The organism is Chelativorans sp. ZYF759, assembly GCF_012911015.1.
Taxonomy (GTDB): Bacteria; Pseudomonadota; Alphaproteobacteria; order Rhizobiales; family Rhizobiaceae; genus ZYF759.
Map to the genome: position 1 here is coordinate 133,113 of NZ_WVVV01000009.1, position 18,460 is coordinate 151,572.

The following is an 18,460-nucleotide window of genomic DNA, read 5'->3' on the forward strand; positions in this document are numbered from 1 at the left end:
GTTCCTTACTTGACCGCGCCTTCGGTGAGGCCGCTGACGAAGCCGCGCCCGATCAGGGCGAAGATGGCGATGACGGGCACGATCGCCACGGTCGCACCCGCCAGAAGCAGGCCCCAGTCGATCTGGTACTGGCCGATGATGCCGGAAAAGCCGACCGGAAGCGTGCGCCTGGCGTCGGACAGGATGAGCACCGAGGCGAACACATATTCGGTCCAGGCCGTGACGAAGGCATAGATGCCGACGGAGGCGATGCCGGGCGCGATCAGCGGTATCATCACGCGCCGCAGGATGGTCAGGGTCGGCGCGCCGTCCATGACGGCGGCTTCTTCGATCTCTTTCGGCACGCCGGCCAGGAAGGAGCGGAGCATCCAGATCGAGAAGGGCAGCGCGAAGGCCACGTTGACGGCGACCAGCGCGGGAAGCCTGTCGATCAGGCCAACCTTGGCGAACAGGCCGAAAAGCGGGATCAGCACCACGATCGACGGAAAGGCGTAGGCCAGGAGAATTGTCCGGTAGAGCACGCCGCGTGCCGGAAATTCCAGGCGGAAAAAGGCGTAGGCGGCCGGTATGGCGAGAACCAGCGTGAGCAGGGTCGAGCTACCCGCCACCAGCAGGCTGTTGACCAGATAGACCGGATAATCCGAGGCCTCAAAAAGCTTCTGATAATGCTGGAGCGTGAAGCTCTGCGGGAACATCGTCGGCGTGCGCGCAATGATCTCCTGCGGCACCTTGATCGAGCCCGACACGACCCACCAGAAAGGCAGCCCGATCAGCACGATGAAGAAGGCAAGGCAGGCCACGAGCGCGACGTTGAGCGGCAGCGAGCGGTTCATCGTTCGGCTCCGTCACGGTCCAGCGCGCGTGTCGCGATCACCGCGAAGGCCATCAGCAGCAGCGTGGCGAGCACCGATATGGTGGCTGCTTCCGACAGGCGGTAGCTCTTGAACGCGGTCTCGTAGATCAGCACCGGCAAGGTGCGCGATCCGCCTGCCGGGCCCCCGCTGGTGAGCAGCCAGATGATGTCGAACACGTTGAAGGAAAGCATCGTGCCGATGACAGCCAGCACCACGAGTGTGGGGGCGAGCAGCGGCCAGGTGATCCGGCGGAAACGCTGCCAGGCATTGGCGCCGTCGATGCGCGCCGCCTCGTGCAGATCGTCAGGGATACGTGTCAGGCCGGCGAGGATCATCAGCGCGATGAAGGGGAACCAGCGCCAGGAATTGACGAACACCAGCGTTGCCATCGCGGTCCACGGCGTGGCGAAGAAGCCGATCGGCCGATCCACCAGTCCGCTCTGGATCAGGAGCGGGTTGATCATGCCGCCGGACGTGGAAAACAGCCATCGCCAGATGACCACGACGACGACGGTCGGCACGATCCACGCGAGAATGATCCATGTGCGCGCGACCCGCACGCCCGGAAATTTCTCGTTGAGAATGAGCGCTGCGACCAGGGCCAGGGCGGTCTGCAATACGGCATTGGCAACCACCCACACGATGCTCAGCCCCGCGGCGTTCCAGAAGGCGGAGCCACCGAGAATGTGCCGGTAATTGTCGAAGCCGACAAACGTGCCGGGCGATCCGATGACCCGCACGTCCTGCAGCGAGAGCTGCACCGCCTGGACCAGCGGCCACCCGAGGGTAGCCGCCAGCACGAGCATCGCCGGAGCGACGAGAGCGAAGGCAAGCGCTTTCGACTGTTGCATCCGGCGATACCTTTTCGTTTAGCGCGCCGCTTCTTCCATGCGCGCCTGTCCGGCGGCAACGGCGTCGGCCGGTGACTGGCCCGACACGGCCACTGCCTGCAGCGTCTCGGCGATGATGTTCTGTGCCGAAATCGCTGCGATCGAGGGGAAGGTGCGGCCGCTGGTGAAGCCGAACAGCCTGCCGTTCTGGCCGTTGTCGATGATGGTTTCGATCTGCTCGCGGTATTTCTCCACCATCGGGTCGGACCAGAAGGTCTCGGCTGTTGCGCCATCGGCTGTCACCGGCATGAACAGGCCCGGCTCCATGTTGAGGAAGCGCCCGTAATTCTCCGGCTCGAGCAGGAAGGAGACGAACTTCTTGGAGGCCTCCATCTTCTCGTCGTCGGTCGACAGCAGCATCACCGCGTTCGCATAGGCGATGGTGTTGTGTTCCTCGCCATCCCGGGAGGGGATCGGCGCGACGCCGAGGTCGGCGGCGTCGCCTTCGGCCTGCGTGTCGTAGGTCGCGATGACGGAGAACTGCATGACCATTGCGCAGCTGCGGGACGAGAAGCATGCCTCGGCTTCGCCCCAGGTCCACGAGGTTGAATCGGCGGGCGAGAACTGAAGCATGTCGTTGTAGAACTCGAACGATGCGACCGTCTCGGGATTGTCGAAGCGCAGCGTGCCGTCCTCGTTGTAGATTTCGGTCGCGCCGCCATTGGTCATCACGGAATAGACCGTCTGGTCGGTATAGAGCTGCCTGTTGGCGGGAAGGCCCATGCCCGACACGCCGTCAACCGACAGCGTCTCGGCGGCGTCCCGCCACTCTTCCCATGTCGAAGGGACCTCGATACCGGCTTCTTCGAGCACGCTTTTGCGGTACCACAGGTTCATCGTCATGTTGTAGAGCGGAACCGCCCACACGCCGCCATCGTAGGAATAGGCCTCGACGGTGGAATCGACGAAATCGTGCTTGGCGTCGAGTTCCTCCACGAACTCCTCGACCGAGGTCAGCGCGCCGATGTCCTTCAGGATCGGCGTGAAGTCGGGGATGGCAAACAGCATGTCCGGGCCCTGGCCGGCCGCGAGTGCTGCCGGTGTCTTGGCATAGACCTCGCCCCAGTTCTGCGGCTCCTGCGTCACGACGATGCCGGGATTGGCGGCGTTGAAGGCGTCGATCAGTTCCTGGACGCGCGCAACGCGGTGCGGCGGCTGTTCCATATGCCACAACGTGATCTCGACCGCGTCCTGCGCGAAGGCCGCGGCAGGCATCAGCATCGTCGTCGCCAGTGCAAGCTTCAAAATCGTTTTCATCTCGTGTTCCCTTTCCTCACTCCGCAAAGAGCCCCGTTTTCAGTGCCTAAAGGTGCGGGTTCCGGGGCCGGTACCGCGCAATCAGTCGCTCGTTGTTTTCCTTGGCGCCCGGCATGTTGGCGCTGAGATAGATCGGCGCTTCGCCCTCCTTCGAAAGCCGCGCGGCGGCGCCCGCCAGGATCGCGTTGATGACCGCCACGCCCAGCGCGGTGGAGACCGGACCGACCTTGAGTTCATTGTCGGGAACGGCGATCACGGCATCGCCGGGAGGCGCACCGTTGTCGAGAACGATGTCGGCCAGATCGGCCAGCCGCTCGCGTCCCTTGGCGGCAGCGGTGGAATAGTCGACCGAGGTGATGGCGATCACCGTCGCGCCGCGCGCCTTGCCGATCCGTGCCGCCTCCAGGGGGGCTGCGTTGACGCCCGAGTTGGACGACACGAACAGCACGTCATTGGCGCCGATCGGATAGCGATCCATGATGGGGCCGACGATGCCGTCCATCCGTTCATAGGCCGTGCCGGCGACGGCGCCGTCATGCAGCATGGTCGGCCCGGCCAGGATCGGCACGGTCAGTGCCAGCCCGCCGGCGCGGAAATGCACCTCCTCCGCCAGCATGTGGGAGTGACCGGTGCCGAAGACATAGACCAGCCCGTCTCGCTTTGCGGTCTCCACGATCGCGTCTTCGGCCTGCTTGATCGGCTCTGCAAGCGAGTCCTTCAGCGCCGCCAGGCGGGCGATAAGATCGGAGAGATATGCGTCCGCGATGGTGCTCATGCCTGTGTTCCGGCTCCCAGCGAGAGATTGACTTTCATGACGAAGAAATCACCGCGATAGGTGGAGCGCACATATTCGAATGCGTTGCCGTCCTGGTCGCGGGTCAGTCGGGTGAGGTTGAGAACCGGCGCGCCCTGTTCGGTGTGAAGAGTGCGGGCGATCGCCGCATCCGCCAGGCCGGCCATCAGGGTCTGCTCGGCCCGGGTCGGAACGATGCCGAAATGGGCGCTCAGCGTCGCATAGAGCGAGGCACTCTGGAAATCCGCCAGTTCCAGCAGGCCTTGCGTGCGGCTCGCCACAACATCCGTGGTTTCCAGCGCCACCGGCGCGCCATCCACGAAGCGCACGCGGGTCAGGCTGTGCACCTTGCCCGTGGCAGGCAGCGACAGGGCGCGGGCGCAATCCTCGTCCGGCTGGCGGGTGCCGGATGTGACGATCACGCTGGACGCATGCCGGCCCTGCCGGTCCATTTCCTCGGTGAAGCCGGAAAGGGTCTCAAGCCGCTGTTCGATCTGGCGGCTGCCGACGAAAGTGCCTTGTCCGGTGCGCGTTTCGACAAGACCCTTGGCGCTCAGGTGGCGCAGCGCCTGGCGCGCGGTCATGCGGCTGACGCCCATCCGCTCGGAAAGAACGCGTTCGGATTCGATCTTCTCGCCGGCCTTGAGCGCACCCGACGTGATCTCGGATTCGAGATCGCTGGCGATCCTCAAATAGAGCGGCGCATCGTCCATCGAATGTTCCCGCAACTGGTATAGTCCAGCTTCATAGTGGTATATACCACTTACTCTGACTCGGCCGGGCATCGGAGTCAAATGTTTTTGCGCTCAACAAAGCAGCCGGTCGCGGGCCTGCCTGTAACTGCCGAGAGCGGGCGCCAGCGCGATCGCCCCGGCCTCATCCGGCCGGTAGATCCGACCTTTGCCGGCGACCGATGCCGACGCGGTGTTGATGGTCGCGAATGCGCCCACGGCCGTGGCCGCCAGCAGGGCCGCCCCGCGTGCGCCGAACTGCGATCCGGCGGGAACCTCGATCGGCTTGCCGACCAGGTCGCAGATCATCTGCACCCAGTGCGGGTTCTGCGCGCCGCCACCGGTGAGCAGCACGCGTTCGCCGTCGAAGGACAGCGCGTCGAACAGGTCACGCATGGCGAATGCCACGCCCTCGAGCACCGCGCGGAAGAGGCAGGCCCTGTCATGGCGCGGCGAGAGGCCGGCGAACTGCGCCCGCGCAGCCGGATTGACACGTGGTGCGATGATGCCGCTTTCCGACAGATAGGGCAGGTAGCTCAGCCCGCGCGCACCCGGCGGGGTCGCGCGCAACATCTCGTCCAGGAGCGCGAAGCGTTCGGGCTTGTCGGCAATGTCCGGTGCGAGGGCGGAGAACGCCCAGTCGAGGTTGAGCGTTCCGGCGACATTCACCATGGCGCGATACCAGCGCTCGCCCGGCAGGGTGAACAGGAGCCCCATGTCGGCCGGCTCGAATACCGGCCTGTCGTGCACGATGCCGACCATGCAGGTGGTGCCGAGAACGGCGGTGGCGGTGCCCGCCGTCAGCCCGCCCGCGCCGATCACCGTGGCGGCAACGTCGCCCGCACCGATGGCCACCGGCAGCCCTGCGGGCAGGCCGAGCATGCCGGCCACCTCGGCCGTCAGACCGCCGGCGAGACTCTCGGATTCCCCGACGGGCGGCAGAAGTGCCGCGTGGTCCTCCAGGCCGAACAGGCTTGTCATTTCGCTGCTGCGCGTGCGCTGGCGCGCCGACCCGGGGATGACCGATGCTTCCGTGCGGTCCGTCGCGACCTTGCCGGTCAGGCGAAACCGCAGGAAATCCTTGTAGCTCAACACATGGTGCGCGCGGGCGATCACGTGCGGCTCATGGGCGACCAGCCAGGCCAGCACAGGCAGCGTGCAGCCCTGCTGCATCACCGACCCGGACGACATGAAGACCTTCTTCATGAAAGAGGGATCGCGGGCGATGTGATCCACGATCAGCGCCTGAGCGCGGCTGTCCTCCCAGGTGATGCCTGGCCGCAGCGCGTTTCCTGCCTCATCCGTCACCCATGCGCCGACCATCGCGGCGGTCAAGCCGATGGCCCGGATGCGCGTGGCGTCCACGCCGCTTTCGCGCACGACGCGGCCGATCACGTCGAGCGTCGCGTTCCAGCATTCGCGCGGGTCGAGTTCGCTCCACCCGGTATGCGGCCGATGCACGGTCGTGCGCCGCTGGGCTTCGCCGAGCTGGTTTCCCTGAAGGTCGAAGATCGCCGCCTTGGTCAGCGACGTTCCCGCATCGAGCCCGATATAGAGATCGCCGCTCATAGCTCCTCCGCCAGCCAGACGGCGCGGATGTCGATCCTGTCGCTCATGTGGACGAGGTCGGCACGCGCGCCGGCGACAAGCCTGCCGCGCACATGGCCCATGCGGAGGAAATCGGCAGGATCGGCTGTTGCCCGGCGCAGCGCGTCCTCCAGCGAGAGCCCGACGCGCTCGACCAGGAAGCGCAGCGAGGCCGCCATGTCGATGTCGGAACCGGCGAGGGTGCCGTCCTCGAGGGTGAGCTTGGGACAATGGCCGCTATGGTCGCTGCGCACGGTTCGGCCGTTGAGGGTGAAACTGTCCTTGTCGCTGGCCACCAGCGCCATCGCGTCGGTCACGATGAACAGCCGGCCCGGTCCGCGCTTGGCCGCGAAGGCGATCTCGAGCGCGCGCGGATCGACATGGTGGCCATCCGCGATGATCCCGCCCCACACGTCCGGCCGCGTCAGCGCCGCACCCACCAGACCCGGATCGCGATGCGAAAGCCCGCTCATGGCATTGTAGAGGTGGGTGACGCCGCGCGCGCCCGCATCGAAGAGCGCCTCGGCCTGGTCGGCCGTGCAGTCGCTGTGGCCGATCGAGACGATCACGCCGCCATCGGCGAGCTGGTGAACCGCCTCGGCGGAGACCTGGTTGGCCGCAAGCGTCACGACCAGCGCGCCGAGGGTTTTTGCCGCGCCCAGGTAGAGGGCGATGTCGTCATCGCCCAGCGGGCGCATGAATTCCGCCAGATGCGCGCCCTTGCGGGCAGGGTCGAGATGCGGCCCTTCCAGATGTATGCCCGCCACGCCGGCAATCCGTGCGCCCCGAGCGGCATCAAGTACCGCCAGCACCTTCTCGCGTGTGTCGGTGATGAGCGTAGGCAGCAAGGCCGTCGTGCCGAACGGTCGATGGGCCGCGGCGATGCGCGCCATCCCTTCCGCCGAAGGATCGTCGTTCAGCAGGATGCCGCCGCCGCCATTCACCTGGACGTCGATGAAGCCCGGCGACAGGATGCCCCCATCGAGCCAATGCACGGCGGATCCCGAAGGCGGTTTGCCCTTCGCGATGCCGACGATGCGGCCGTTCTCGGTCACCAGATGGTGGTCGTCGAGAATGCGCTCCCCATCGAACAGGCGCGCGCCTGCAAATGCGAGGTGGCCCATCAGACCGTCTCCGTCACTTTGCGCAGATTGGCCGGCCTGTCCGGGTCGAGCCCGCGCAGCAGCGCCGCCTTCTCGATGGCGCGATACCAGGCCAGAACAAAGACCAGCGTATCGGTCACGGCATGGCCGGTGGAGGGCGTGCGGATGCCATCGGCAAGCTCGGCCGTGGAGATCGGCAGCACCACGCCACCCATCCCACGCAACCGGTCGATCGTTTCGACCATGCCTTTGAAGGAAGCGTCCTGCGCCGCGAACACGACGACCGGGAAACCGGGCTGCACGAGTTGAAGCGGGCCGTGCATCAGTTCGGCCGATGAGAATGCCTCGGCATGGATGCCAGCCGTCTCCTTGGCTTTGAGTGCGGCTTCGAGCGCAATGCCGAAGGCCGGCCCGCGTCCCGTGACATAAAGCGACTGGGCCTTCGCCAGAGTCTGGGCCAGAGCGTCGGTCGCCTCCGGGGCGAGCGCGTCCAGCGCGTCGGGCAGCGCTGCAAGTCCGGCCTTCAGCGCTTGGTCCCCGGATGCGCCGGCCACGATCGCGAATAAAGCGGCACAGGACGCGATGAAGCTCTTTGTGGCCGCGACGCTTTTCTCCTCGCCCGCCTGTATCGACACCACGCGGTCGGCCGCCCGCGCGAGCGGGCTGTCGGCGACGTTGACGACGGCGATGGTCTTCGCCCCGCCCCCTGCCGCCGTCGCCTGCAGCGCAACGATGTCCGGGCTCGCGCCCGACTGGGAGACGGTCAGGTGCAAGCCGCCCGTCAGCCTCAGCGCCGTGCCATAGACCGATGCCACGGACGGACCGATCGAGGCGACCGGTCGCCCCAGCATGATCTCGCACGCATATTTGAACGCGGTCATCGCGTGGTCCGACGAGCCGCGCGCCGCCGTGGTGACCGGACCGGTCGCGGCGGCGAGCATCTTGGCGGCGGCCTCGAGCGACGCACGCTCCGTCGCCAGCAGACGGCGCACCGCTCCTGCCGCCTGGTCCGCTTCGATCGACATCTGGCTGGCGCTCATTTTAGGTCTCCGGCATCGAGCCGGGCGACGAAATCATAGGCGTCGCCCCGGTAGTGGGATTTCGTATATTCGATCGGCCGCCCATCGGGCAGGAAGGCGATGCGCTCGATCAGCATTCCGGCCGTGCCTTCGGCGGTGCCGAGCAGTTCGGCCTGCCGCCGATCCAGCGACACCGCGCGCATGCGCTGCATTCCACGCGACGGACTCAGGCCCAGCCGTGCGAGTTCGGCGTAGAGAGAGCCTTCCCCCAGCGGCGCCTCGCCCACGAGCCGTTCCGGCAGGCAGGCAGCTTCGATGGCGAGGGGGCGCCCGTTGCCCAGCCGCAGCCGGGTCAGGCGAACCACCTGCTCGTCGCCGCCGAGCGCCAAAGCCTCGCGTTCGCGCTGGCTGGCGGGTGCCCGGGCCAGGTCCAGCACGCGATTGGTGGCGTCGCGCCCATGCTGGGCCATGTCATCCGAGAAGGAAGAGAGCAGCCACAAAGGCTGCTCCAGCGCCCGCGCACCGCCACGCACATAATTGCCGCTGCCGGCCCTGGTCTCCAGAAGCCCGTCTTCGGCCAGCACGCGGTAGGCCGCACGCACGGTGACCCGCGACAGGCCGAGACTGCCCGCCAGCGCGCGTTCGGTGGGCAGCGACGCGCCCTCGCCAAGCTCCCCCTGCCTGATCGCCTCGGCGATGGTGCGGGCAAGGCGGCGATAGACCGGGCCGTCGCCATCAGGAAGGAAGGAACTGAGAAAACCAAGCTGGTCCATGATTGGCATTAATACCAATAGCAAACCAATTCGGCAAGCCAGGCCCTGCCGTGAACCCCGGATGGCGATAGGCCTGGAAATCCAGGCGTCGCCCGCCGCGGCGGCACTGCTTGTTGCGATAGAGGACCCTCGCGGCGTCGCCGCATGGGCCTCGCATGGCTTGACACGGTGGCGCGGCTTCTCCACCTGATTGGCGAACAGTCTCGCTCAGGGAGCTGCCTTGATGGCCAGCTACTATTCCTCACCTTTTCCACGTCGCTCCTCCGTCGGCGTCGATGTTGGCGGCGTCGTCGTGGGCGGGGTGGCCCCAGTGGTGGTGCAGTCCATGACCAACACCGACACGGCCGACGTTGATGCGACGGTTGCCCAGGTGGCTGCCCTTCACCGCGCCGGCTCCGAGATCGTGCGCATCACCGTGGACCGCGACGAGGCCGCTGCCGCGGTGCCGCGCATCCGCGAGCGGTTGGAGCGCATCGGCCATTTCGTGCCGCTGGTCGGCGACTTCCACTATATCGGCCACAAGCTTCTGTCCGATCACCCCGCCTGTGCCGAAGCGCTGGCGAAGTACCGCATCAATCCGGGCAATGTCGGCTTTCGCGAGAAACGCGACCGGCAGTTCACCGAGATTGTCGAGATGGCGATCCGCCACGACAAGCCGGTCAGGATCGGTGTCAACTGGGGCTCTCTCGACCAGGAACTCCTGACGCGGCTGATGGACGAGAACCAGGCAAACGGCTTCCCCATGACAGCCCAGGAGGTCACGCGCGAGGCGATCGTGCAGTCCGCGCTTCTCTCGGCGCAGCTGGCCGAGGAGATCGGGCTCGCGCGCGAGAAGATCATCCTGTCGGCCAAGGTCAGCCAGGTGCAGGATCTCATCGCCGTCTACACCGAGCTTGCGCGGCGTTCCGACCATTCCCTGCACCTGGGCCTCACCGAGGCGGGCATGGGATCGAAGGGCATCGTCGCCTCCTCGGCCGCCATGGGCATTCTTCTTCAGCAGGGCATCGGCGACACGATCCGCATCTCGCTGACCCCGGAGCCGAACGGCGACCGCACCCGCGAGGTGCAGGTCGCGCAGGAACTGCTCCAGACCATGGGCTTCCGGCAATTCGTGCCCGTGGTGGCGGCCTGTCCCGGCTGCGGGCGCACCACCTCCACCGTGTTCCAGGAACTGGCCCAGACCATCGAAGGCGATCTGCGCTGCAACATGCCGGTCTGGCGCGAGAAATATCCGGGCGTCGAGGCGCTGAAGGTTGCGGTGATGGGCTGCATCGTCAACGGACCGGGCGAATCCAAGCATGCCGATATCGGCATATCGCTGCCCGGCACCGGCGAGACGCCCGCCGCGCCCGTCTATATAGATGGCCGGAAGGCCGCGACCCTTCGTGGTCCCGCGATTGCCGACGATTTCCAGAAGATGGTCGCCGATTACATCGAGGCCCGCTTCGGCGCCGGCCAGCGCGCCGCCGAATAGGCGGCAACCAGGGGCCTCAGGCCGTCAGTGCGGGACGGCCCTCGCGCAGCCATGACTCGATCTTCTCCGCCAGCTTGTTGGGCGAGATCGGCTTGGACATGTAGTCGTCCATGCCGGCCGCCAGGCAGTCCTCGCGGTCTCCCTTCAGCGCGTGGGCGGTGATGCCGATGATGGGCGTGTGGCCGCCCCATGCCTCTTCGAGGTCGCGGATCGCCCGCGTGGCGTCGAGCCCGCTCATTTCGGGCATCGATACATCCATCAGGATGATCCGGGGCCTGTGCGCCCGGTACATCTCGACTGCCGTGCGCCCATTGTCGGCAAGACGATAGCTGAATCCGAGCCCTTCGAGGATCTGCCTGAAGACCAGCTGGTTGACCTCGTTGTCCTCGGCCACCAGCACATCGAAACCGTTCTGGTCGACGGGAGCGGGACGTTGGACGACCTGCAGCTTGTGAACTTCCGCCTTCGGTTGACCCGATTTCTCGTCGCCAGCCGGCCGCCACTGGCCGGTGCGGCGCGCACGCGCGGTCTGCATGATCTCGACCAGCGTCTGCAGCAGGAGCTGGGAACGCGCCGGCTTGCTGAGATGCGCCCAGATGCCGGAATTGAGTGTCAGCTTGCCGGTCACTGCCTGATCGACCGAGGTCAACAGCAGGATGGGAATGTGCGCGGTCGCAGGGTTGTGCGAGATGCGCTGTGCGACCTCGGTGCCGTTCATGCCGGGCATCTGGAAGTCGAGGATGATGCAGTCGATGCGCGCGCCGATCTCGACGGCCTTGTCGACGAATGCCAGCCCAACCTCGCCACTCTCGGCCGCCGCGCAGTCGAAGTTCCAGCTGCGCAGCTGCTCCAGAAGAATGTCGCGGTTGACCTCGTGATCGTCGATGACGAGGACGCGCGAGCCGAAAACGTCGACCGGCACCGGCATCTGCATCTCGCCGGCATGGACCGGCAGGGGAACGGTGAACCAGAAGGTGGAGCCGCGGCCGACCGTGCTGTCGACGCCGATCTCGCCGCCCATCAGTTCGATCAGGCGCGAAGCGATGGCAAGGCCGAGACCCGTGCCCTCGTGCCGCCGCGTCGAGGTTGCGTCCACCTGGCTGAACTTCTCGAAGATGTGGCTGCGCTTTTCCTCGGGAATGCCGATGCCGGTATCCTCGACCCGGACCGTGATGTGCGCCACGCCGTCCTCGACCGCGCCCGAAACGTCGACCAGAACATGGCCTTTTTCGGTGAATTTCACCGCGTTGCCGACGAGGTTCGTCACGATCTGGCGGATGCGCCCGACATCGCCGACCACCCAGCCGGGCAGGCCGGGATCCGTGCGCACGATCAGTTCGAGGTCCTTTTCCGCCACGCGCGTCGCCACCAGTGTCGCCACGTCCTCGATCGCCTCGTTGAGCGCGAAGGGCGCGGGGTCGAGGCTGAGCTGCCCGGCGTCGATCTTCGAAAAGTCGAGGATGTCGTTGATGATGGTGAGCAGCGCATTGCCCGATTTGAGGATCACGTCGGCAAAGGTCTTCTGGCGCTTGTCGAGTTCGGTCTTGGACAGCAGCTCGGCCATGCCGAGAACGCCGTTCATCGGCGTGCGGATCTCGTGGCTCATATTGGCCAGGAATTCGGATTTCGCCCGGTCGGCCGATTCCGCCTTCAGCTTCTCGGCCTGGATGGAGGCGTTGGCCCGCTGCAGGCTGTCCTGTGCCGCCTCGATGTTGCGCATCATTGGCGGGAAGACCCAGAATGCCACGCCTGCCCCTGCGATGACCATGGCCGCGGCCACCAGCGCCAGCATCAGCTGCAGCGTGCCATAGTCGTTGATCATCTCCTCGCTGAGACGATGTGTCGTGCTGGCGAGGTGAGGGCGCACGCTGTGGCTGGCCAGGTTCTGCAGCCTGGTAAAGACGGACTGCGCGGCGGGATCGGAATAGTCGTCGAACTGGTGCAGCTGGTCGGCCAGCTGGAGAACCTGCGCGATGTCGTTCTTGAGCGCCACGCCGTCCGCGCCGCTCTCCCAGATCGTGCGAAGGGATTTGGGCAGGGTCAGCCCCTCGACCGCGATGAGGATCGGCGAGGCGGTTGTCGCTTCTTCATCGGTGGTGGCCACTGGCCCCTGGCGGCGCAGATCCTCGCCAGCCGCTGCCTCGATGAGCGTGAACACCTCGTCCAGCCGCTCGAAGGCGCGGGCCAGATCGGCTCTGACCTCGTCGATCACGCGCAAGGTCTGGTCGTTGAGCGCGCGCTGCATGGGGGCTGGCCGCAGCATGCCGTCCTCGCCGCGTTCGAGCTGCTGCCATTGAATGGAGTTCTGGGCAGAGAAGATGCGGGTATTGTCGAGCCTCAGCGCATGGTGGATGACGTCGCTGGTGGCATCCCCCATGTGGCTGATGACGGCGCTGAACTTGACGCTCGTCTTCGATTCCTCGGCCAGATAGTGGATGACGACGGCACCTGTGCCGACGGCGAGGAGGATGCCCGCCAGCATCGCCAGCAATCTGCCGCGCAAATAGGCGCGCGTCACCGCAACTGTCATCGTGGACTTCCCCCGCCCGTCATCAACAGCTGAAGTCTTTAACATCGACATTAAGCGGGGATTAATCCTGTCGCCGGGTTCCGCCGCCCGCGATAACGATGTCGATTATGCTGAATGATTGCCTAACGGACTATCGCCGTCGATCCGCGACGAAACGCGCGGCGGCGCGCAGCCGCCCGGCTCTGTCTTTAAAGATCGCGACCGCTTCTTCCGCCTGCGCGACCAGTCCGCGAAGCTGTCGGCGCGCCCATTCCTCGCCGTGCAGGGCGGCAAGCGTCGCCTTGCCCGCCGCCTGGTCCTTGCCCGTTGCCTTGCCGAGCGCGGCACTGTCGCCGGTCAGGTCGAGAAGGTCGTCGGCGAGCTGGAAGGCAAGACCGACAGCGTTTCCATATTCTCGCAGCGCCTCGCGCCGGGCCGGATCGGCGCGCCCGACCACCGCGCCCGCTTCGCAGGAAAAGCGGATCAGCGCGCCGGTCTTCATGGCCTGCAGCGTGATGATGCCCGCCTCGTCCGGCGCCTGCTTTTCGGCCTGCAGGTCGAGCGCCTGGCCGCCCGCCATGCCGCCCAGCCCCGCCGCCCGCGCCAGTGAAAGCACGAGATCGGAGCGCTGGTCCGTCGCCAGATGATCCATCCCGTCGGCCAGGATGTCGAAGGCCAGCGTCAGCAGGCTGTCGCCGGCAAGGATGGCGGTCGCCTCGTCGTAGGCGCGGTGGACGGTCGGCATGCCACGGCGCAGATCGTCGTCATCCATCGCGGGCAGGTCGTCATGGATCAGCGAATAGCAGTGGACGCATTCCACCGCAGCCGCCACCCGCAGGGCGCCGGGACCATCGGCGTCGAAGAGCGATGCGCTTTCCAGAACCAGAAACGGCCTGAGCCGTTTGCCGCCGTTGAGGACTCCGTGCCGCATCGCCTCGAGCAGGCGCGCGGGACGGGTGATTTCGCCGTCGCGGGGACGGGCGTCGAGCAGCTCGTCCAGGGTCGCGTCGACCTGGCGGGCCCGGTGCGCGAGGGCGGCTTCGAATTCGTCGTCAACCGTGTGGTCCATGGCGGAGCGATGGCCGCAAATGCGATGGCGGTCAAGCCCGAGGCAACCGATCGTGCGTTGCATGGCGGCAGTCGAGTCCTGTATGCGGTTGGCAGAGGCAGGAGGTTGATTGGGTTTGGGCGAGGAACCGGAAATCGTGGTCGAACCGCGGCGTAGGAGCAAGCCGAGATCACGCAGCCGCGTTCGAACGTGGCTGCTGCGCGCCTTCGTCGGGCTGGTCGTGCTGGCGCTCGTGCCGTTTGGTCTCACCCTCGTCTACGCGGTGCCCCCGGTGCGGCCCGTCTCCACCTTGATGATGCTCGACCTTGCCACGCTGCGCGGATACGACCGGCGCTGGGTGGAGCTGGACGATATGGGCCCCAACATCGTCAACGCGGTGATGATGTCGGAGGACGGCCAGTTCTGCCGCCACCGCGGCATCGATGTGGGAGAATTCCGGGCCCTGCTGGAGGAGGCGTTGGCCGGCGGGGCGACGCGCGGCGGCTCCACCATCACCATGCAGACGGTCAAGAACCTCTTCCTCTGGCACGGCCGCTCCTATGTGCGCAAAGCGATCGAGTTGCCGCTCGCGGTCTATTTCGATGCGGTCTTGTCGAAGAAGCGGATCATGGAGATCTATCTCAACATCGCCGAATGGGCGCCGGGTGTCTATGGCGCGGAGGCCGGGGCCCGCCACCATTTCGGTGTCGGCGTGAGCCAGTTGACGCCGCGGCAGGCGGCCCTGATGGCCGTCACCCTTCCTCATCCGGCCGGGCGCAATCCCGCCAATCCGACGGCCAACCTCAACCGGGTCGCCAATACGATCGAGCGGCGCGCGCGTGGAGCGGGGGGATATGTCGGCTGTCTGCGTTGAAATATGGCTGCCGGGCTCTGGCCAAACGCAGCGAGGACGTGTATAGCCACGCCGAATTTCACGTATTCCGGCCGTTCCGCGTGGCCCTTCGACCAAGGGCGGCGGCGGTCATTTGACGATTGGAGCTGTAAGATGGCCGTACCAAAAAGAAAGACCTCGCCGTCCAAGCGCGGCATGCGCCGTTCCGCCGACGCGCTGAAGGCCCCGACCTATGTCGAGGACAAGAATTCCGGCGAGATGCGCCGTCCGCATCACGTCGACCTGAAGACCGGCATGTATCGCGGCCGCCAGGTTCTGGAGCCGAAGGAGAGCTGATCTCCGTTCGCCTCGACGAATTTTCGACAAAGGACCGGTTTCGACCGGTCCTTTTTCGTTTCGCAAGGCGTTTGCGCCGGGCTGGCCGTGGCATGATCGAGCCGGTATGTCTGGGGTCCCCATCAACGAGATCAGGAACCCGACATGCGCCAACCCGATCTTCCCGGCCGTTCGCCGGTCATCGCCGAAAACGGCATGGCGGCCACTTCCCATCCGCTGGCAACGCAGACGGCCGTGCAGGTGCTGCGCGAGGGCGGCAACGCGGTCGATGCGGCGATCGCGGCGTCGGCGACGCTCTGCGTGGTCGAGCCGCACATGACCGGCATCGGCGGCGACTGCTTCGTGATTCTGGCCGAGCCGGACGGCTCCGTCTTCGGGCTCAACGGATCGGGCCGGGCACCGGCGGGCGCCGATGCTGCCTGGTATCGCGAAAACGGTCATGCGCGGATGCCGCAGACCGGGGTGCATTCGGTCACGGTGCCGGGCGCCATCAAGGCCTGGGAGGTGCTGGCCGACCGCTTCGGTACGCTTGGTTTCGACCGTCTCTTCGCCGACGCCATCCGCTATGGCGAGGAGGGCTACGCCGTCCACGAGCGGGTCGGCACGATGTGGTCGCGCTATGTCGGCGAACTGGCCGCCGACGAGGGCGCGCGGCGCCACTGCCTCGTTGACGGGCATGCACCCCGCATCGGCCAGCGCCATCGCTGGCCAGCCCTGGCGGCTACCATGCGCCACATCGCGAAAAAGGGCGCGAAAGGTTTTTACGAGGGAGAGATCGCGGCCGAGATCGTTGCCACGATCAGGGCCAAGGGCGGGTTCATGAGCGAGGTCGACCTTGCCGAGGTCGAGGCCGACTGGGTGGACCTGATTGCCGCGCCCTATGGCGGCCACGACGTCCTCGAGATCCCCCCCAACGGGCAGGGCATCACCGCGCTGATCCTCCTCAAGCTCTTCGAGAAACTCGGCACTGGCGCGCTTGCGCCGGACAGCGTTGAGCGGTGGCATCTGGAAATCGAGGCCGGGCGCCTGGCCTATTCGGTGCGGGATCATCTGGTGGCCGACCCTGTGGCCATGACGGTCACGACCGACGAGCTGCTATCGGACCGCCACATCGAGGCGCTGGCCGCCCGGGTGGACCGGAAGCGCCGCGTCGAGACGATCGAGCTGCCGGCCATGCCGGATTCCGACACCGTCTATCTCACGGTCGTCGATCGCGACGGCCGCGCCGTTTCCTTCATCAACTCGACCTATAGCGCCTTCGGCTCGAAGGTGGTGACGCCGAATTCCGGGGTGGTGCTCCAGAACCGCGGTGGCTGTTTCACCCTGAAGGAAGGCCACCCCAACGAGCTGGGCCCGCGCAAACGCCCCATGCACACGATCATTCCCGCCATGGCGATGCAGGAGGGCCTGGCATCGGTATCGTTCGGGGTCATGGGCGGGGCCTATCAGCCGATGGGCCATGCGCATGTCTTCTCCAACCTGGTGGACCACGGCATGAATCCCCAGGAGGCGATCGATCATCCGCGCCTGTTCTGGAACGAGGACGGCACGCTGGCCGCCGAAAGCGGGCTTCCGCCCGCCATCCTGCAGGGTCTCGAAGAGCTGGGGCACGGCATCGGCGCCTGCGACATGCCGCATGGCGGCGGCCAGATGATTCTCATCGATCGCGCAAACGGCTTCCTCGTGGGCGCCTCCGATCCCCGGAAGGACGGCTGCGCGGCGGGCTGGTGAACGAAAAAGCGCCCGGCGTCATCGACACCGGGCGCTTCTATTTGCCTCAAAGAGGCTGGTCCTGAGCCCTCAGCTTACTGAGGAACGATGCGCTGCTCGTCGCGCTGCTCGGCATAGGTCGCCTCGTCATATTCCGGCGCCGCCTCGAGCTGCTCCTGCGTGTAGCCGGTATAGACATACCAGTTCTCGTTCTGGTCACGCATGAACTCGACTTCGTCCAGACCAAGGGCAACCTCGCGGGTACCCATGCCCAGGAAACCACCGACATCGACGATGATCGCATCGAACGAGCCTTCTTCGGTCAGCAGGATGTCGCCAACATTGCCGATGTTGTCATCGTTGGCGCCATAGACATCCGAGCCGATCAGGTCGTCAGCGCGGAGCTGGCCCATGTCGACTGCTTCCATGCCGTCGCGGTTGACCGCTGCGGTCTCGGTCTGGTCGACGCCAGGCTCGGCCTGCTCGCCGTCAACTGCGGCCTGCTGGTCGGCAGCAGCGCCAACCTGGGCCTCATCCTGACCGGCGAGACGAACCTCGAAGTTCAGCTGGAAGTTCTGCTGGTCCGACTGGACCATGACAGTTCCACCATCGGCGACGACGTGCTCGCCACCCATGCCGGCCTGTGCGGGCTGGCCGTCCTGCTGGGCAGCCATGTCCTGCTGCTGACCGTCCTGCTGGGCAGGCTGCTGCTGGGCAGCCATGTCACCCGTCATGCGCTGTTCGTCGCGCTGCTCGGTCCAGGTCGCCTGGTCATACTGGGGCGAACCCTCGAGCTGTTCCTGGGTGTAGGGCGAATAGACGTAGAGGTTGCCCTGTCCATCGGACATCAGCTCCAGATCGTCCATGCCGAGCGCGACTTCACTGGCGCCCATGCCGAGGAAACCGCCCACGTCCACGACGATCGCGTCGACCTGGCCGTCTTCGGTCAGAAGCACGTCACCGACGCTGCCGATGTTCTCGTCCTGCGCGGAATAGACGTCCGAGCCGATGAGGTCGTCAGCGCTGATCTGCTGCAGATCGGTCGCCTCGAACTGGCCGCGGTCCATCGTCTGGGCCTGACCGTCCTGCGCCATCTGCTGGTCCTGGTCGGCAGCCTGCGTCTGCTGCTGCTCGGTGCCGCCCGGCTCGATGCCGTCCTGACCGGCCGCCTGCTCGGGCGTCTGGTTTTCCACGCCGGCCGCGCCGGAATGAAGGATCAGGTTGATCTGGGCGTTCTCACGCTCGGCCTCGATGATGACGGTGTCGCCGGCCTGAACGGTAATTTCGTGTTCCGCCTGACCCTGGGCATAGGCGCCGGTAACGGCGAATGCGGTAAGGGCGGTTGTAGCAAGTAGCTTGCGAATCATGTGTCTCGTTCTCCCTGGTTGAGAAGCATTTGCGGCATGCACGAAGTGCGGGGCCGCTGGCTGCGCTCGCCACCATCGGCGTCGCAACCCTGCCTAACCAATCCTCACTGGGGAGAGATGTTCCGAAAAAGAGTCCGGAAATCGTTGAGTGCCGAT

General features: G+C 66.0%; 16 protein-coding genes. 4 read left to right on the top strand and 12 right to left on the bottom strand.

All coding sequences use genetic code 11. The features are described 5' to 3' along the window. Positions 1-5: 5 nt before the first annotated feature. The 9 genes from GRZ55_RS15635 to GRZ55_RS15675 all read right to left on the bottom strand — a co-directional run bounded on the left by GRZ55_RS15635 (position 6) and on the right by GRZ55_RS15675 (position 9,007). Positions 6-833 carry a carbohydrate ABC transporter permease gene (locus GRZ55_RS15635; RefSeq protein ID WP_169287874.1) on the bottom strand — a complete coding sequence of 276 codons (828 nt, stop codon included), beginning with the start codon at positions 831-833 and terminating at the stop codon, positions 6-8. Then, the gene (locus GRZ55_RS15640) at positions 830-1,705 is read right to left on the bottom strand and encodes a carbohydrate ABC transporter permease (RefSeq protein ID WP_169287875.1); all 876 of its coding nucleotides are present in this window, start codon (positions 1,703-1,705) and stop codon (positions 830-832) included. The genes GRZ55_RS15635 and GRZ55_RS15640 overlap by 4 nt, the downstream gene beginning before the upstream one ends. Positions 1,706-1,723: 18 nt before the next feature. Then, positions 1,724-3,001 carry an ABC transporter substrate-binding protein gene (locus GRZ55_RS15645; RefSeq protein ID WP_169287876.1) on the bottom strand — a complete coding sequence of 426 codons (1,278 nt, stop codon included), beginning with the start codon at positions 2,999-3,001 and terminating at the stop codon, positions 1,724-1,726. A 46-nt stretch (positions 3,002-3,047) separates the two neighbouring features. Next, positions 3,048-3,776, bottom strand: coding sequence for an SIS domain-containing protein (locus GRZ55_RS15650; RefSeq protein ID WP_169287877.1), 729 nt, complete (start codon positions 3,774-3,776; stop codon positions 3,048-3,050). Continuing rightward, the gene (locus GRZ55_RS15655) at positions 3,773-4,507 is read right to left on the bottom strand and encodes a GntR family transcriptional regulator (RefSeq protein ID WP_169287878.1); all 735 of its coding nucleotides are present in this window, start codon (positions 4,505-4,507) and stop codon (positions 3,773-3,775) included. Before GRZ55_RS15655 ends, GRZ55_RS15650 begins: the two co-directional genes overlap by 4 nt. Before the next feature lie 93 nt (positions 4,508-4,600). Further along, the gene (locus GRZ55_RS15660; RefSeq protein ID WP_169287879.1) at positions 4,601-6,094 is read right to left on the bottom strand and encodes an FGGY-family carbohydrate kinase; all 1,494 of its coding nucleotides are present in this window, start codon (positions 6,092-6,094) and stop codon (positions 4,601-4,603) included. After that, positions 6,091-7,236: an N-acetylglucosamine-6-phosphate deacetylase gene (gene nagA, locus GRZ55_RS15665; protein WP_169287880.1), complete on the bottom strand. Its 1,146-nt coding sequence runs from the start codon at positions 7,234-7,236 to the stop codon at positions 6,091-6,093. Before nagA ends, GRZ55_RS15660 begins: the two co-directional genes overlap by 4 nt. Beyond that, positions 7,236-8,255 (bottom strand): SIS domain-containing protein, encoded by a 1,020-nt coding sequence (locus tag GRZ55_RS15670; protein WP_169287881.1) that lies wholly within the window; start codon positions 8,253-8,255, stop codon positions 7,236-7,238. Before GRZ55_RS15670 ends, nagA begins: the two co-directional genes overlap by 1 nt. Next, entirely contained in the window at positions 8,252-9,007 is a 756-nt protein-coding gene (locus GRZ55_RS15675; RefSeq protein ID WP_169287882.1) for a GntR family transcriptional regulator, read from the bottom strand. The genes GRZ55_RS15670 and GRZ55_RS15675 overlap by 4 nt, the downstream gene beginning before the upstream one ends. A gap of 223 nt (positions 9,008-9,230) precedes the next feature. Between GRZ55_RS15675 and ispG the strand changes: the two genes are divergently transcribed. Beyond that, positions 9,231-10,481, top strand: coding sequence for a flavodoxin-dependent (E)-4-hydroxy-3-methylbut-2-enyl-diphosphate synthase (ispG, locus tag GRZ55_RS15680; protein WP_169287883.1), 1,251 nt, complete (start codon positions 9,231-9,233; stop codon positions 10,479-10,481). Between the two features lie 16 nt (positions 10,482-10,497). Here the strand turns inward: ispG and GRZ55_RS15685 are convergent, their stop codons facing one another. Continuing rightward, entirely contained in the window at positions 10,498-13,011 is a 2,514-nt protein-coding gene (locus tag GRZ55_RS15685) for a response regulator (RefSeq protein WP_246734789.1), read from the bottom strand. 130 nt (positions 13,012-13,141) lie between these two features. Continuing rightward, positions 13,142-14,059, bottom strand: a complete 918-nt coding sequence (locus tag GRZ55_RS15690) for a polyprenyl synthetase family protein (RefSeq protein ID WP_169287943.1) — start codon at positions 14,057-14,059, stop codon at positions 13,142-13,144. Positions 14,060-14,168: 109 nt separating this feature from the next. Here GRZ55_RS15690 and GRZ55_RS15695 point away from each other — a divergent pair, with 109 nt between their 5' ends. The 3 genes from GRZ55_RS15695 to GRZ55_RS15705 all read left to right on the top strand — a co-directional run bounded on the left by GRZ55_RS15695 (position 14,169) and on the right by GRZ55_RS15705 (position 16,958). After that, positions 14,169-14,912: a transglycosylase domain-containing protein gene (locus GRZ55_RS15695; RefSeq protein ID WP_169287884.1), complete on the top strand. Its 744-nt coding sequence runs from the start codon at positions 14,169-14,171 to the stop codon at positions 14,910-14,912. A 132-nt stretch (positions 14,913-15,044) separates the two neighbouring features. After that, positions 15,045-15,227, top strand: a complete 183-nt coding sequence (rpmF, locus tag GRZ55_RS15700) for a 50S ribosomal protein L32 (protein ID WP_054313720.1) — start codon at positions 15,045-15,047, stop codon at positions 15,225-15,227. 144 nt (positions 15,228-15,371) lie between these two features. Beyond that, the gene (locus tag GRZ55_RS15705) at positions 15,372-16,958 is read left to right on the top strand and encodes a gamma-glutamyltransferase family protein (RefSeq protein ID WP_246734790.1); all 1,587 of its coding nucleotides are present in this window, start codon (positions 15,372-15,374) and stop codon (positions 16,956-16,958) included. Between the two features lie 74 nt (positions 16,959-17,032). Here GRZ55_RS15705 and GRZ55_RS15710 read toward each other — a convergent pair whose 3' ends face one another. Continuing rightward, positions 17,033-18,304 (bottom strand): PRC-barrel domain-containing protein, encoded by a 1,272-nt coding sequence (locus tag GRZ55_RS15710; protein WP_169287885.1) that lies wholly within the window; start codon positions 18,302-18,304, stop codon positions 17,033-17,035. Positions 18,305-18,460 lie beyond the last annotated feature (156 nt).

Excerpts from the sequence above, each read along its gene's own strand:
- GRZ55_RS15705 (WP_246734790.1), top strand. The coding sequence starts at position 15,372 with ATGCGCCAACCCGATCTTCCCGGCCGTTCGCCGGTCATCGCCGAAAAC.
- ispG (WP_169287883.1), top strand. The coding sequence starts at position 9,231 with ATGGCCAGCTACTATTCCTCACCTTTTCCACGTCGCTCCTCCGTCGGC.
- GRZ55_RS15685 (WP_246734789.1), bottom strand. The coding sequence starts at position 13,011 with ATGACAGTTGCGGTGACGCGCGCCTATTTGCGCGGCAGATTGCTGGCG.
- rpmF (WP_054313720.1), top strand. The coding sequence starts at position 15,045 with ATGGCCGTACCAAAAAGAAAGACCTCGCCGTCCAAGCGCGGCATGCGC.
- GRZ55_RS15690 (WP_169287943.1), bottom strand. The coding sequence starts at position 14,059 with ATGGACCACACGGTTGACGACGAATTCGAAGCCGCCCTCGCGCACCGG.
- GRZ55_RS15710 (WP_169287885.1), bottom strand. The coding sequence starts at position 18,304 with ATGATTCGCAAGCTACTTGCTACAACCGCCCTTACCGCATTCGCCGTT.
- GRZ55_RS15645 (WP_169287876.1), bottom strand. The coding sequence starts at position 3,001 with ATGAAAACGATTTTGAAGCTTGCACTGGCGACGACGATGCTGATGCCT.
- GRZ55_RS15675 (WP_169287882.1), bottom strand. The coding sequence starts at position 9,007 with ATGGACCAGCTTGGTTTTCTCAGTTCCTTCCTTCCTGATGGCGACGGC.
- GRZ55_RS15650 (WP_169287877.1), bottom strand. The coding sequence starts at position 3,776 with ATGAGCACCATCGCGGACGCATATCTCTCCGATCTTATCGCCCGCCTG.
- nagA (WP_169287880.1), bottom strand. The coding sequence starts at position 7,236 with ATGGGCCACCTCGCATTTGCAGGCGCGCGCCTGTTCGATGGGGAGCGC.
- GRZ55_RS15635 (WP_169287874.1), bottom strand. The coding sequence starts at position 833 with ATGAACCGCTCGCTGCCGCTCAACGTCGCGCTCGTGGCCTGCCTTGCC.
- GRZ55_RS15655 (WP_169287878.1), bottom strand. The coding sequence starts at position 4,507 with ATGGACGATGCGCCGCTCTATTTGAGGATCGCCAGCGATCTCGAATCC.
- GRZ55_RS15640 (WP_169287875.1), bottom strand. The coding sequence starts at position 1,705 with ATGCAACAGTCGAAAGCGCTTGCCTTCGCTCTCGTCGCTCCGGCGATG.
- GRZ55_RS15670 (WP_169287881.1), bottom strand. The coding sequence starts at position 8,255 with ATGAGCGCCAGCCAGATGTCGATCGAAGCGGACCAGGCGGCAGGAGCG.
- GRZ55_RS15660 (WP_169287879.1), bottom strand. The coding sequence starts at position 6,094 with ATGAGCGGCGATCTCTATATCGGGCTCGATGCGGGAACGTCGCTGACC.